Genomic DNA, 14245 nt, shown 5'->3' on the forward strand with positions numbered 1-14245 from the left:
GGCCCCGCTTTCGCGTTCCCGCGGAGCCCACCCGCCAACGCGCCGGTTCGCGCATGCGTCAGCCCTTAGAATGGCGTTATGGCAGAGATTGACATGAAGCCGCGGAGCCGCGACGTCACCGATGGAATCGAGAAGGCCGCGGCCCGGGGAATGCTCCGTGCGGTGGGCATGGGTGATGCGGACTGGGACAAGCCCCAGATCGGCATTGCGAGCTCGTGGAACGAGATCACCCCCTGCAATCTGAGCCTCGATCGCCTCGCTCAGGGCGCCAAAGAGGGCGTCCACTCGGGTGGCGGGTACCCGCTGCAGTTCGGCACGATCTCGGTCTCGGACGGGATCTCGATGGGCCACGAAGGCATGCATTTCTCGCTCGTCTCACGCGAGGTCATCGCCGACTCGGTCGAGACCGTGATGATGGCGGAGCGGCTCGACGGATCCGTGCTGCTCGCGGGGTGCGATAAGTCGCTGCCCGGCATGCTGATGGCGGCGGCCCGTCTCGACCTGGCCTCAGTGTTCCTCTACGCCGGATCGATCGCTCCCGGTTGGGTGAAGCTCACCGACGGCACGGAGAAGGAAGTCACGATCATCGACGCCTTCGAAGCGGTCGGCGCTTGCAAGGCCGGCACGATGAGCGAAGAGGATCTGAAGCGCATCGAGTGCGCCATCGCTCCGGGCGAGGGCGCGTGCGGCGGCATGTACACGGCCAACACGATGGCGTCGATCGCGGAGGCGCTCGGTATGAGCCTTCCCGGCTCTGCGGCTCCGCCCAGCGCGGATCGACGACGGGACTACTTCGCCCACCGGTCTGGTGAGGCGGTCGTCAACATGCTGCGCTTGGGGATCACCGCGCGAGACATTCTGACGAAGCACGCGTTCGAGAACGCCATCACGCTGCTCATGGCGTACGGGGGATCGACGAACGCGGTGCTCCACCTCCTCGCGATCGCGCGCGAAGCCGAAGTCGACCTGACGCTCGAAGACTTCGACCGCATCGGATCGAAGGTTCCGCACCTCGCCGACATGAAGCCGTTCGGCAAGTTCGTCATGGCGGACATCGACCGTCAGGGCGGCGTGCCCGTCGTGCTGAAGGCGCTGCTCGACGCTGGGCTGCTGCACGGTGACGCGCTCACCGTCACCGGAAAGACGATGGCGGAGAACCTCGCCGAACTGAATCCGGACCCCGTCGACGGCACCGTGATTCATCACCTCGACGATCCGATCCACGCGACGGGCGGCCTGTCGATCCTCCACGGCACCTTGGCCCCGGAAGGCGCCGTCGTCAAGACGGCCGGTTTCGACGCCGAGCTCTTCGAGGGGCCGGCGCGGGTCTTCGATCGCGAGCGCGCCGCGATGGATGCCCTCACCGAGGGGCGTATCGGCAAGGGCGACATCGTCGTCATCCGATACGAGGGCCCGAAGGGCGGGCCGGGCATGCGCGAGATGCTCGCTATCACCGCCGCCATCAAGGGCGCGGGCCTCGGCAAAGATGTACTACTATTGACGGACGGACGATTCTCAGGCGGCACAACCGGCCTGTGCATCGGCCATATTGCACCAGAAGCAACGGACGGCGGTCCGGTCGCTCTGGTCCGCGACGGAGACCTGATTCGGGTCGATATCGCCGCACGAACGCTCGATCTGCTGGTAGATCCCTCAGAGCTTGAGGCCCGACGAGAAAACTGGGCCCCGCTTCCCCCGCGGTATACGCGCGGTGTGCTGGCGAAGTACGCGAAGCTCGTCAAGTCGGCGTCCCACGGCGCCGTCACCGGTTGATCCGGTAGACGAGTTCGGCACGCCGTCGGCCATACCGGCCGCGTCCCGCGATATCACCTCCGATCACGAAAGCTGGACATGAACTCGGAATCGAGTGCACTCCCATCACCCCATGCGGCTCAACGCGGCGAACGGATGACCGGCGCGCAGGCCGTCGTCCGCAGCCTGGAAGCGCTCGGCGTCTCCGACGTCTTCGGCCTTCCGGGTGGCGCGGTGCTTCCGCTATACGACGCCCTGATGGACGCGGAGAAGCTTCGCCACATCCTGGTGCGGCACGAGCAGGGCGGCGGTCACGCTGCCGAGGGCTACGCCACGGCGAGCAACACCGTCGGCGTCTGCATCGCCACCTCGGGCCCCGGTGCGACGAACCTCGTCACGGCGATCGCCGACGCCTACATGGACTCGGTGCCGCTCCTCGCGATCACCGGGCAGGTCTACTCGCACCTCATGGGAACCGACGCGTTCCAGGAGGCCGACATCGTGGGGATCACGATGCCGATCACGAAGCACTCGTTCCTCGTGAAGCGCGCCGAAGACGTACCCGAGGCGATTGCGGCCGCCTATTACCTGGCATCCACTGGTCGCCCCGGCCCGGTGCTCGTCGACATCACGAAGGATGCGCAGGAGGGCGAGCTCGACTTCGTCTGGGGCGAGCGCGCGGACCTCCCCGGGTACCGCCCGATCACCAAGGCCAACAGCAAGCAGATTCAGGCCGCCGCCGACCTCATCGCAGACGCGAAGCGACCGGTGTTCTACGTCGGCGGCGGAGTCGTGCGCGCAGGAGCCTCAGAGGAGCTGCTGCAACTCGTCGAGCTCGTGGGCGCTCCGGTGGTCACGACGCTGACCGCTCGCGGAGCCTTCCCCGACTCGCACACGCAGCACCTCGGCATGCCCGGCATGCACGGCACGGTCCCGGCCGTGCTCGCACTGCAGGAAGCCGATCTGCTCATCACGCTCGGCGCGCGCTTCGATGACCGGGTCACCGGCAAGGCGGCGCTCTTCGCGCCAGACGCGAAGGTGATCCACGCGGATATCGATCCCGCGGAGATCGGCAAGATCCGCGCGGCGGATGTGCCGATCGTCGGTGATGCCGCCGACGTGATCGCAGATCTCATCGCCGCGATGTCGACCGCCCAGGTGAGCCGCGAGTGCGAGAACATCAGCCCGTGGTGGGAGCGTCTCCGCGGGCTGCAGCAGAAGTTCCCGTTGGGGCACCACCCGACGAGCGACGGGTTGCTGTCGCCGCAGCTGGTGATCGAGCGTATCGGAGAGCTCACCGGACCCGAGGCGGTCTACGCCGCAGGCGTCGGCCAGCACCAGATGTGGGCCGCGCAGTTCATCAAGTACGAACGACCCGGCGCATGGCTCAACTCCGGCGGCGCCGGCACGATGGGGTATGCAGTTCCGGCCGCCATGGGTGCCAAGGTGGCGGAGCCCGACCGCATTGTATGGGCGATCGACGGCGACGGTTGCTTCCAGATGACCAACCAGGAGCTCGCGACCTGCGTCGTGAACAACATTCCGATCAAGGTCGCCGTCATCAACAACTCCTCGCTGGGCATGGTGCGTCAGTGGCAGACGCTGATCTACGACGGCCGGTACTCGAACACGGAACTGAACACGGGTCACGGCTCCCAGCGCGTGCCCGACTTCGTCAAGCTCGGCGAGGCCTACGGCTGCCTGGCGATCCGCGTGGAGCGCGAGGACCAGATCGACGAGGCGATCCAGCTCGCCCTCGCGACGAACGACCGCCCCGTACTCATCGATTTCGTCGTCAGTGCGGACGCGATGGTGTGGCCGATGGTGCGTCAAGGCACCTCGAACAGCGACATCCAATACGCCCTCGAACACAGTCCCGAGTGGGAGGTGGAGTAACCATGAGCCGTCACGTGCTGAGCCTCCTCGTCGAGGACAAGCCGGGTCTGCTGACCCGAGTCGCCGGGCTGTTCGCCCGTCGCAGCTTCAACATCGAATCCCTCGCGGTCGGACCGACCGAGATGCAGGGCCTGTCGCGCATCACCGTGGTCGTCGACCAGGACGAGGTGCTGCTCGAACAGGTGACGAAGCAGCTCAACAAGCTGGTCAACGTCATCAAGATCGTCGAACTGGAGAGCGCCACCTCGGTGCAGCGCGAGCACGTGCTCATCAAAGTGCGCGCCGACAACCAGTCGCGATCCCACGTACTCGAAGCAGTCACGCTCTTCCGGGCGCGAGTCGTGGACGTCGTGCCCGACGCCCTCACGATCGAGGTGACCGGAGACCGGGGAAAGATCGACGCCTTCCTGAAGGTGCTCGAGCCCTACGGCATCAAGGAGATCGCGCAGTCGGGACTGATCGCAATGGGTCGCGGATCGAAATCGATCACCGAGCGCGTCTTCAAGAACTAGCGGAACACCCGATTTCCGCACGAGCTGTAACGAACCATCACAACTAAGGAGAGTCCCAAGTGGCAGAGATGTACTACGACGCCGACGCCGATCTGTCGATCATCCAGGGCAAGAAGGTAGCCGTCGTCGGCTACGGCTCGCAGGGCCACGCCCACGCGATGAACCTTCGCGACTCGGGTGTCGAGGTCGTCATCGCCCTCAAGGAGGGCTCGAAGTCGATTCAGAAGGCTGAAGAGGCGGGGTTCACGGTCAAGACCGTGGCCGACGCAGCGGCGTGGGCTGATGTCATCATGATTCTCGCTCCCGATCAGCACCAGCGCACCATCTTCAACGAATCCATCAAGGATCAGCTCACCGAGGGCAAGACGCTCGCGTTCGCCCACGGCTTCAACATCCGCTTCGGTTACATCGAGGCCCCCGCCGGCGTCGACGTGATCCTCGTCGCTCCGAAGGCTCCCGGCCACACGGTGCGCCGCGAATTCGAGGCGGGACGCGGTATCCCCGACATCATCGCCGTCGAGGTCGACGCGTCGGGCACCGCATGGGACACCGCGAAGTCGTACGCGAAAGCGATCGGCGGCACCCGCGCCGGCGTCATCAAGACGACGTTCACCGAAGAGACCGAGACCGATCTCTTCGGCGAGCAGTCGGTGCTCTGCGGCGGCACGAGCCACCTCGTGCAGTACGGCTTCGAGGTGCTGACCGAGGCCGGGTACCAGCCCGAGATCGCGTACTTCGAGGTGCTCCACGAGTTGAAGCTCATCGTCGACCTCATGTGGGAGGGCGGCATCGCGAAGCAGCGCTGGTCGATCTCCGACACGGCAGAGTTCGGCGACTACGTCTCGGGCCCGCGCGTCATCGGCCCGGAGGTCAAGGAGCACATGCAGGAGGTGCTCGCCGACATCCAGTCGGGTGCCTTCGCGAAGCGCTTCATCGAGGACCAGGACAAGGGCGGCCCCGAGTTCCAGGAGCTGCGCAAGAAGGAGGAATCGCACCCGATCGAGAAGACCGGTGGCGAGCTGCGCAAGCTCTTCGCATGGCAGCAGCAGGATTCGGACTACGTCGACGGCTCAGCGGCTCGCTGATCCGACGCAGTTCTGAACGCCCACCGGGATCCGCTCCCGGTGGGCGTTCGGCTGTTTCGGCGGCCGTGCCGGTGCCGAACCGGAGGGTTGAACGTGAACCCGAGACTTTGAGCGCCGAAAATGCGCTCAGGGTCAGGGTGAGCCCTCGTGCTCGCGGCACCGGCACCGGCATCGGCGCCGGCGCCGGCGAGGGTGCGGTTCAGGGGCGTGCGGAAGCGCGCTTCGTCCGCGCCGTCGCGGGCGCCGTCCACGGATCCTCCGGCCACGGGTGCTTCGGGTACCGCCCGCGCATCTCCTTGCGCACCTGCTGGTACGGCCCGTTCCAGAACGACTCGAGATCGTCGGTCACCGCGAGCGGCTTGCGGGCAGGGGAGAGCAGGTGGAAGAGCACCGGAACCCGCCCGTCGACGAGCCGGGGCGTGACGGCGAGGCCGAATAGCTCTTGGAGTTTCACCGCGACGACCGGCCGGCCCTCCTCGTCGCTGACATCGGGGTACGCAATGCGCGCGCTGCCGCCGGACGGCACGGGGAGTCGCTCGGGGGCGAGCTCGTCGAGGCGGGCGGCCTCGGGCCAGGGCAGGAGGCGACGCAGTGCGGCGGCGAGGTCGAGGGAGCGGAGGCCCGCGCGACCTGAGAGCCGCGCGAGGTCGGGGCCGAGCCAGTCATCGATCGAGGCGAGCAGCGCGGCGTCGTGCATGGCGGGCCAGGGCGCCCCGAGCTGCGCATGCACCAGCGCCATCCGTCCGCGTAGCGCCTTCGCCGCGTCCGACCAGGTCAGAGCTCCGAGCCCGTCGTCGCGCACGAGGCGCGCGATCGCGGGCGCGGTGTCGGCCGGTGTTGCGGCGACGGGAGTCGAAGCGAGCAGGATCGCGCCGAGGCGCCGCTCCTCCCGCACCTGGACACGGCCGTCGACGATCTGCGCCGATCGCTGCTCGGCGAGCAGGGACGCGCCGAAGTGCCGTGCATCGGCATCCGTGAGGGGAGCGGCGAGGCGGATCACCGCGCCGGTGCCGTCGGCAGCGCGACCGTCGGCGCGTTGCACCTCTCGCACGGCGATCCATTCCGAGCCGAGGAGGGGGCTCCCCTCGGGCAGTGCCGCGCGCGTCCCGCTCGCCAGCACGTACGCTCGGGAGCCGGATGCGACTCGCCGCGCGATCCACTCGGGCCGGGCGAGCGCCACGACGGGCCCTGGCGAGGCGCCAGCGTTGGAATGCTGCGTCGCCGTCGCCGTCGTGCCGGGCGCGCGGGTGTCGGCTGCGGCCTCGGAGGTCGTCTCGAACTCGGCATCGACGATCCTGCGCAGCCGTTGGGACTCTCGGCGCCACGTCGCCGCACCGGGGGAGCGCCCGGCGCGGAGCTCGCGCAGCACCCGTGCGAGGTCGGCCCCCGCATCGCGGTGATCTCCCGTCATGGCGGCGACGATCTCCGCCACTCGAGTCCGGTCTTCGAGGGCGGTGCTCCCGGAGAGCAGGGCTCGCGCTTCACGGGCGCCGATCGGGAGTTGAGCGACGCGCGCTCCGAGTGTCGTGATGCTGCCCGTGTCGTTGACGAGCTCAAGCGTGCGCAGTACGTGCTCCGCCTCGCGCATCGCCGCAGCGGGCGGGCGCGTCGGCAGGGCCAGGCCCTCACCACGAGGCGTGCCCCAGGCGGCGAGCAGGAGTGCGGCGTCCGTGAGGTCGGCAGCCGCGATCTCAGGAGCGGCGTCGGCCGGCATGCGCGCGAAGTCGGCCTCGGAGTAGGCGCGCACCGCGCGACCGGGTCCGAGGCGCGCCGCGCGACCGGCGCGCTGCACGACGCTCGAGCGGGAGGCGCTCACCGTGACGAGCCCCGTCATGCTCCGAGCTCGGTCCCGTCGAACCTCCCGCGAGAGACCGGCGTCCACGACGAGGCGCACCCCCGGCACGGTGAGCGAGCTCTCGGCGAGCGAGGTGCTCACGACGATGCGGGGCGGATCGCCGTGAAGCCGCCCGCGCACCGCGCGATCCTGCGCCCGAGGCTCCAATCGACCGTGCAGCGGCAGCACATCGACCGCCGAGGTCCCGTGTCCTGGCACTCGGGAGCGCAGCAGGCTGACGAGCTCATCGACCTCGCGGGCGCCGGGAACGAAGACGAGTGCATCGCACCCCTCTGAGCGCTGCGCTTCCGCTGCTACTCCCGCGAGATGCGCGAGGAACTCCCGGCTGACCCCTCGATCGTCGAGCCTCGGGCGGTCGAACGGGGCGTAGTCGACGCGCAGCGGGTGCAGCGCCGAGGGCACGTCCACGATCGGAGCCGCTGCCTCGTCGGAGCCGAGGAGGTCGGCGACACGACGCGCATCGAGCGTCGCCGACATCGCGACCACGATGAGATCATCGCGAAGCGCGCGGACCTCGGCCAGCATGCCGAGCAGCAGGTCGCCGTCGAGCGAGCGCTCATGCACCTCGTCGAGGATCACCGCGCCGACACCGGGGAGGTCCGGGTCCCGGAGCAGGCGGCGCAGCAGCACCCCGGGGGTGAGCGCCTCGATGCGGTGCGCGGGATCGAGCACGCGTTCACCGCGAACGGTGAACCCGATCGCGCGGCCGAGCGGGGAGCCGTCGAGCTGGGCGATCCGGGCCGCTGCCGCGCGCACTGCGACCCGTCGCGGTTGCGTGAGCAAGACCGTCGGGGCCCGGCCGCTCGACCGCGATGGGGCATCGCCGGCCGGAGACGTCTCGCTCAGCAGGTCTGCGACGAGCGGAGGCACGAAGGTGGTCTTCCCGGTGCCAGGGGGAGCCGTCACGACCGCGACGCCGTCGGCGAGAGCCGCCACGAGCGCTTCAGCCTCGTTCGCGACGACGAGCCCGGCGCCGATGGCGGCGAGATCGAAGCGATGGGGCATCCCTCCAGTGTAGAAGTGCGGTGCCCGGGTCTGCGCCGCGGCCGGTGCCGGCGCAGTGCGTGCTCGCGGTCGGCCGCCTCGGGTGCCGCGCAATGCCGCTCCCGGCAGACGTGGAGTCGTCGAGCGATACCCTGGAGGGATGAAGCAGAAGCCGGGCCGCGCGTCGCGGGAACCTCGGGAGAGCTCGCTCGCGAGCGGATGGACCGTCGCCGGGGAGCCGGCCGCAGCCGGTGATCCGGATGCAGTGCGTGCCGATCCGCCTCCTGGTGTCGGGGCGGATGCGACGGATGTGCAACGTGCGCCGTCGCGCGTCGGCGACGAGGGAGCGCGACCGCAGGCGCAGTCCGAGAGCGACGCGATCGACGCCGTCGTCGACGCCGATGCACCTGAACGATCCCAGATCTCGAACGGCGCACTCGTCGTGCTGGGAGTCTTCGGCGGACTCTACCTGCTCTACACCTGGGGCTGGTTCATCGTGGCGCAGGCCTACTCTGAGAACAATTCGGTCACCGCAGCGGGGAGCGGCATCATCGGCGGCGTGCTGCAGCAGGTCGTCTTCTGGGCTGCGCCGTTCGCCGCGCCCCTCTGGTTCTTCACGGCGCTCGTCTTCGGGCGCGGAGGCCGCACCAAGCTCCTGACGATCCTGCTGCTCATCGGCGCCGTGGTGCTCGTACCGCTGCCGATGCTCATCGAGAGAGGCGTCTGAGGCATGGCGAAACTCATTTCCGCATGGTCGGCCGGGGTGCTGCTCGGGCTGCTCTACCTGTACGCGATCGTCGCGGGCATCGGCAACCTCGTCGGGGTCATGGGCATGAGCGCGGCGCTCGGCACGGGCCTCACCGGGTCGGGTCGCTTCTGGCTCGTCGTCGGCGTGGTGATGCCGGCGGTCGTCTTCGCGCTCGCGCTCCTGCTCGGAAGACGACGGGGAGCGGGCGCCAGGATCCTGCTGCTCGCCGCTGGCGTGGCGCTGGTCGCCGCCTGGCAGATCGACATCATGCACGTCGTGCCCGACTCGTCATATTTCGCGTAGCCGGGAGCAGCCGACCCCTGCGGGGCTAGACTGGTGCCCTGCGTGCGCTGCGCGTATTGTCCTCGTTTTCAACCCGAAGGATCTGCTTGATGTCTGCGCCGGTCGTGCTGATCGCCGAACAACTTTCGCCCGCAACCATCGCCGCTCTCGGCCCCGACTTCGAGGTGGTGCACGTCGACGGAACGGATCGCGGTGCGCTGCGCTCGGCGCTCGGTTCCGCTGACGCGGTATTGGTCCGCTCCGCCACGCAGATCGATGCGGAGGCGCTCGGCTGGGCGCCGAAGCTCAAGGTCGTGGCCCGTGCCGGCGTCGGTCTCGACAACGTCGACATCAAGGCGGCTACCCAGGCCGGTGTGATGGTCGTCAACGCGCCGACGTCCAACATCATCAGCGCCGCCGAGTTGACGGTCGCGCACATCCTGGGTCTCGCGCGACACCTGCCCCGCGCGCACGCGTCGCTGTCAGCAGGCGAATGGAAGCGCTCGTCGTTCACCGGGATCGAGCTGTTCGAGAAGACCGTCGGCATCATCGGACTGGGACGCATCGGTGCGCTCATCGCCGACCGCCTGCGCGGTTTCGGTGTCGAGCTCGTCGCATACGACCCGTACATCACCGCGGCGCGCGCGCAGCAGCTGGGCGTGCAGCTCGTCTCGCTCGACGAGCTCGTCAGCCGCGCGGACTTCCTGACGATCCACATGCCCCGCACGCCGGAGACGCTCGGCATGATCGGCGCCGAGCAGTTGCGGGCCATGAAGCCCACCGCGTTCGTCATCAACGTCGCTCGCGGCGGCCTGATCGACGAGGACGCGCTCGCCGAGGCGCTCGCGTCGGGCGAGATCGCCGGCGCGGCGCTCGACGTCTTCGTGCAGGAGCCGCCCGCAGACACGCGTCTCACCGCGCTTCCGAACGTCAACGTGACGCCGCACCTCGGTGCGTCGACCGATGAGGCCCAGGAGAAGGCGGGCGTCTCGGTCGCGAAGTCGGTGCGCCTCGCCCTCGCCGGCGATCTCGTTCCCGACGCGGTGAACGTCGCGGGCGGCGCCATCGACGAGTACGTGCGCCCCGGCCTGCCGCTGACGGAGAAGCTCGGCCAGGTCTTCGCCGGTCTCGCGGACGGCGCGATCGCCTCGGTCGACATCGAGGTGCACGGCGAGCTCGCCGAGCACAACGTGCAGGCTCTGCGACTCGCCGGCCTGAAGGGGTTGTTCTCGAAGGTGGTCAGCGAGCCCGTCTCGTACGTCAACGCGCCGCTGCTCGCGGAGCAGCGCAACATCGACGTTCGGTTCACCGTCGACTCGCTCTCGGAGAGCTACCGCAACGTGATCACCATCCGCGGCGCGCTCACCGACGGCACCCCCATCTCGGTTTCGGGCACACTGACGGGCCCGAAGCAGGTCGAGAAGATCGTCGAGATCAACGGCTACGAGGTCGAGCTGCCGATCCCGGAGCACCTCATCGTCTTCAGCTACGTCGACCGTCCCGGCATCGTCGCGACCTACGGCGGCGTGCTCGGCGAGGCCGGCGTGAACATCGCCGGTCTCCAGATCGCTCGCGATGAGAAGCGGGGCACCGCCCTGTCGGTGCTCTCGGTCGACGCGCCGGTCGAGGAGACGCTCATCGGCGCACTGCGCGGCGCGATCGGCGCCGAGCACATGCACACGATCGACATCGACGCCCTCTAGGCGCCGAACCACGAAGCCCCTTCCGCGATCTCGGCGGAGGGGGCTTCGTGCGTGCAGGATCCGCCCCGCCGCTACCGCCCAGCTCGGATCGCCGAGGCGACGGCGTCGATGTGCTGCAGCGCGGCTTCTTCAGCCGCAACCCGGTCGCCGGCCTCGATGGCGGCGAAGATGGTCGCATGCTCGACGTCGGAATCGAGCTGACGCGCCTGCGTGATGTTCAAGAACTCGGATTGCAGATCCAGCGAGCGCCGCATCGACGCGGTGATGCTGAGGAGCACCGAATTGTGGCTCGCCTCAGCGATGAGGGTGTGGAAGTCGCGGTCGAGGCGCACCCATTCGTGCAGCGCCGTCGTCTCGAGCATGCGGCTGAGGAGTCTGCGCATCGCTTCGAGCTCGATCTCAGTGCGCCGCTGCGCCGCGTGGCCCGCGGTGGGCACCTCGACGTGGATACGCGCCTCCATGAGGTGGTCTGGGTCGAACCCGCCGAACTCGGACACGCCGGACGGAGTCTTCGAGACGACGTAGGTGCCGCTGCCGCTGCGGGTCTCGGTGAGCCCCAGCGTCGAGCACGCGTGGAGCGCCTCCCGCACGACGGATCGGCTCACGCCGAACTGCTTGGCGAGGGTCAGCTCTCCGGGCAGACGATCGCCGGGAACGACCGCATCGTTGTCGATGAGATCCCGGATCGCGCGGAACGCGGCCTCGGTCGCGCTGACGCGCTTGACGGGGGAATCCATGGGCGGGACCTTTCGGGAGCGCAACGCGGGCTCGCAGGTCGAGTGTCGGCGTCGGTGCGGATCTACTCGCACCAGAATATTGAGTTTTCGTCCGCTTCGGTAATCTGTCTGACAGCTCATCTGAGCGCGCGCCGCAGACGGGGATACTCTGTGTGCTGCCAGGCCCTCGGTGCTATCCTGTGGGAGCGGGCGTCTGCCCGTGTCAAAACGAAGAACCGAGCACGCCGATTGGCGGGCTGGTCTTCGGTGGTGGATCCCTCTGGTTCCGCGCGGAGCGGTGCGCAGGGTGGTCGTCTACTGAACATCAGCATCCGCGATCGACCGCAGCAAACGCCGGCGCGATCCGGACTGTCCGTCGCGTGCTCTCGTGAGTAAGGAGAACCCGTGGAGGGTCCTGAAATCAAGTTCGCCGAAGCTGTGCTCGACAACGGCACATTCGGCAAGCGCACCATCCGATTCGAAACAGGCCGGCTCGCGCAGCAGGCCCAGGGCGCGGTCGCCGCGTACCTCGACGAGGAGACGATGCTCCTCTCGGCGACCAGCGCATCGAAGCAGCCGAAGGATCACTTCGACTTCTTCCCGCTGACCATCGACGTCGAAGAGCGCTCGTACGCCGCCGGCAAGATCCCCGGTTCGTTCTTCCGTCGCGAAGGCCGTCCCTCGACCGAGGCGATCCTCGTCTGCCGTCTCATCGACCGGCCCCTGCGCCCCTCCTTCGTGAGCGGTCTGCGCAACGAGGTCCAGGTCGTCATCACCGTGCTCTCGATCGCGCCCGGCGAGTTCTACGACGCGCTCGCGATCAACGCGGCTTCCGCGTCGACGCAGATCTCCGGTCTGCCGTTCTCCGGTCCCATCGCGGGCGTGCGTCTCGCACTCATCGGCGATCAGTGGGTCGCGTTCCCGACTGCCGAGCAGCTGAAGGACGCCGTCTTCGACCTCGTCGTGGCCGGCCGTGTCGTGACCGATGCCAACGGCAACGATGATGTCGCGATCATGATGGTCGAAGCAGAGGCCACCGAGCACAGCTGGGAGCTCATCCGCAGCGGCGCGAAGAAGCCGAACGAGGCAGTCGTCGCCGAGGGCCTCGATGCCGCGAAGCCGTTCATCGCGCAGCTCTGCAAGGCGCAGTCCGAGCTCGCCGCGCAGTCGGCGAAGGAGATCGCCGACTACCCGGTCTTCCTGCCGTACACCGATGAGGTGCTCGCGGCCGTCGACGCGCTCGCACGCACCGAGCTCGCGCCGATCTACCAGATCGCCGACAAGCAGGAGCGCCAGGCCGCAGACGACGCGCTGAAGGCGCGCGTCAAGGAGGGCATCGCAGCGCAGGTTGAGGCCGGGACCCTTCCCGATTCGGCCAACGCGCAGGTCTCCGCCGCGTACAAGTCGGTCACGAAGGACATCGTGCGCAGCCGCGTGCTCACCGAGGGCGTCCGCATGGACGGCCGCGGAACGAGCGACATCCGTGCGCTCGACGCCGAGGTCCAGGTCATTCCTCGCGTGCACGGCTCCGCCATCTTCCAGCGCGGCGAGACCCAGATCCTGGGTGTCACCACGCTGAACATGCTCAAGATGGAGCAGCAGATCGACTCGCTGTCGCCGATCACGAGCAAGCGCTACCTGCACCATTACAACTTCCCGCCGTACTCGACCGGTGAGACCGGCCGCGTCGGTTCGCCGAAGCGTCGCGAGATCGGGCACGGCTTCCTCGCCGAGCGCGCGCTCGTACCGGTGCTGCCGAGCCGCGAGGAGTTCCCCTACGCGATTCGCCAGGTCTCAGAGGCGCTGAGCTCGAACGGTTCGACGTCGATGGGTTCGGTCTGCGCGTCGACCCTGTCGCTGCTGAACGCCGGCGTGCCGCTGCGCGCGCCCGTCGCCGGCATCGCGATGGGTCTCGTCTCCGACGAGGTCGACGGCGAGACGCGGTACGCAGCCCTCACCGACATCCTGGGCGCTGAGGATGCGCTCGGCGATATGGATTTCAAGGTCGCCGGTACCTCTGAGTTCATCACCGCTATTCAGCTCGACACCAAGCTCGACGGCCTGCCGGCATCGGTGCTGAAGGGCGCGCTGACTCAGGCTCATGAGGCCCGCCTCACGATCCTCGGCGTGCTGAACCAGGCGATCGACGTGCCCGACGAGATGGCGCCGACCGCGCCTCGCGTGATCACGGTGAACATTCCCGTCGACAAGATCGGCGAACTGATCGGGCCGAAGGGCAAGACGATCAACGGGATCCAGGATCAGACCGGCGCCGACATCTCGATCGATGACGACGGCACCGTCTACATCGGCGCGACCGACGGTCCGGCGGCGGAGGCTGCGCGCGCGCAGGTCAACGCCATCGCGAACCCGCAGAACCCCGAGGTCGGCGAGCAGTACCTCGGTACGGTCGTGAAGAACGCGGCGTTCGGCGCGTTCATCTCGCTGCTCCCGGGCAAAGACGGCCTGCTGCACATCTCCGAGGTGCGCAAGCTCGCCGGTGGGAAGCGCATCGAGAGCGTGGACGACGTGCTCTCGGTCGGTCAGAAGATCCTCGTGAAGATCACGAAGACCGACGATCGCGGCAAGCTCTCACTCGAGCCCGTGCTCGAGGAGCAGGCAGCTGAGGCTCCGGCCGAAGCAGCTGCCGAGGCTCCCGCAGCCGAGTAGTTCCGGCAGTGCGGCGGTCCGCCGCATTCAACGCCCGTCGTC

Annotated in this window: 10 protein-coding genes; 8 read left to right on the forward strand and 2 right to left on the reverse strand. The window is 68.4% G+C overall.

Features of this window, described 5'->3' with window-relative positions:
- Positions 1 to 78: 78 nt before the first annotated feature.
- The 4 genes from ilvD (at position 79) to ilvC (ending at position 5245) form a co-directional block, all read left to right on the forward strand.
- Positions 79 to 1773, forward strand: a complete 1695-nt coding sequence (gene ilvD, locus JSQ98_RS00820; RefSeq protein ID WP_090147809.1) for a dihydroxy-acid dehydratase — start codon at positions 79 to 81, stop codon at positions 1771 to 1773.
- 78 nt (positions 1774 to 1851) lie between these two features.
- Complete coding sequence (locus JSQ98_RS00825; protein ID WP_090147812.1) at positions 1852 to 3648, forward strand: acetolactate synthase large subunit; 1797 nt, start codon at positions 1852 to 1854, stop codon at positions 3646 to 3648.
- A 2-nt stretch (positions 3649 to 3650) separates the two neighbouring features.
- Positions 3651 to 4160, forward strand: a complete 510-nt coding sequence (gene ilvN, locus JSQ98_RS00830; RefSeq protein ID WP_090147814.1) for an acetolactate synthase small subunit — start codon at positions 3651 to 3653, stop codon at positions 4158 to 4160.
- Positions 4161 to 4228: 68 nt separating this feature from the next.
- Complete coding sequence (gene ilvC, locus JSQ98_RS00835) at positions 4229 to 5245, forward strand: ketol-acid reductoisomerase (protein WP_234037261.1); 1017 nt, start codon at positions 4229 to 4231, stop codon at positions 5243 to 5245.
- 199 nt (positions 5246 to 5444) lie between these two features.
- Here ilvC and hrpB read toward each other — a convergent pair whose 3' ends face one another.
- Positions 5445 to 8105 carry an ATP-dependent helicase HrpB gene (hrpB, locus tag JSQ98_RS00840; RefSeq protein WP_211647938.1) on the reverse strand — a complete coding sequence of 887 codons (2661 nt, stop codon included), beginning with the start codon at positions 8103 to 8105 and terminating at the stop codon, positions 5445 to 5447.
- A gap of 139 nt (positions 8106 to 8244) precedes the next feature.
- On the opposite strand from hrpB, the gene JSQ98_RS00845 reads away from it, so the two are divergent.
- From JSQ98_RS00845 to serA, 3 genes are all read left to right on the forward strand, one after another.
- Positions 8245 to 8811: a hypothetical protein gene (locus JSQ98_RS00845; protein ID WP_211647940.1), complete on the forward strand. Its 567-nt coding sequence runs from the start codon at positions 8245 to 8247 to the stop codon at positions 8809 to 8811.
- A gap of 3 nt (positions 8812 to 8814) precedes the next feature.
- Positions 8815 to 9135 carry a hypothetical protein gene (locus JSQ98_RS00850; protein ID WP_090147818.1) on the forward strand — a complete coding sequence of 107 codons (321 nt, stop codon included), beginning with the start codon at positions 8815 to 8817 and terminating at the stop codon, positions 9133 to 9135.
- A gap of 89 nt (positions 9136 to 9224) precedes the next feature.
- Positions 9225 to 10817, forward strand: coding sequence for a phosphoglycerate dehydrogenase (gene serA / locus JSQ98_RS00855; RefSeq protein WP_211647942.1), 1593 nt, complete (start codon positions 9225 to 9227; stop codon positions 10815 to 10817).
- Between the two features lie 71 nt (positions 10818 to 10888).
- Here serA and JSQ98_RS00860 read toward each other — a convergent pair whose 3' ends face one another.
- Positions 10889 to 11554 carry a FadR/GntR family transcriptional regulator gene (locus tag JSQ98_RS00860; RefSeq protein WP_211647944.1) on the reverse strand — a complete coding sequence of 222 codons (666 nt, stop codon included), beginning with the start codon at positions 11552 to 11554 and terminating at the stop codon, positions 10889 to 10891.
- A 384-nt stretch (positions 11555 to 11938) separates the two neighbouring features.
- On the opposite strand from JSQ98_RS00860, the gene JSQ98_RS00865 reads away from it, so the two are divergent.
- Positions 11939 to 14203 carry a polyribonucleotide nucleotidyltransferase gene (locus JSQ98_RS00865; RefSeq protein ID WP_090147825.1) on the forward strand — a complete coding sequence of 755 codons (2265 nt, stop codon included), beginning with the start codon at positions 11939 to 11941 and terminating at the stop codon, positions 14201 to 14203.
- The last annotated feature ends 42 nt before the right edge of the window (positions 14204 to 14245 follow it).

It is taken from the genome of Leucobacter manosquensis, assembly GCF_018304845.1.
Taxonomy (GTDB): domain Bacteria; phylum Actinomycetota; class Actinomycetes; order Actinomycetales; family Microbacteriaceae; genus Leucobacter; species Leucobacter alluvii.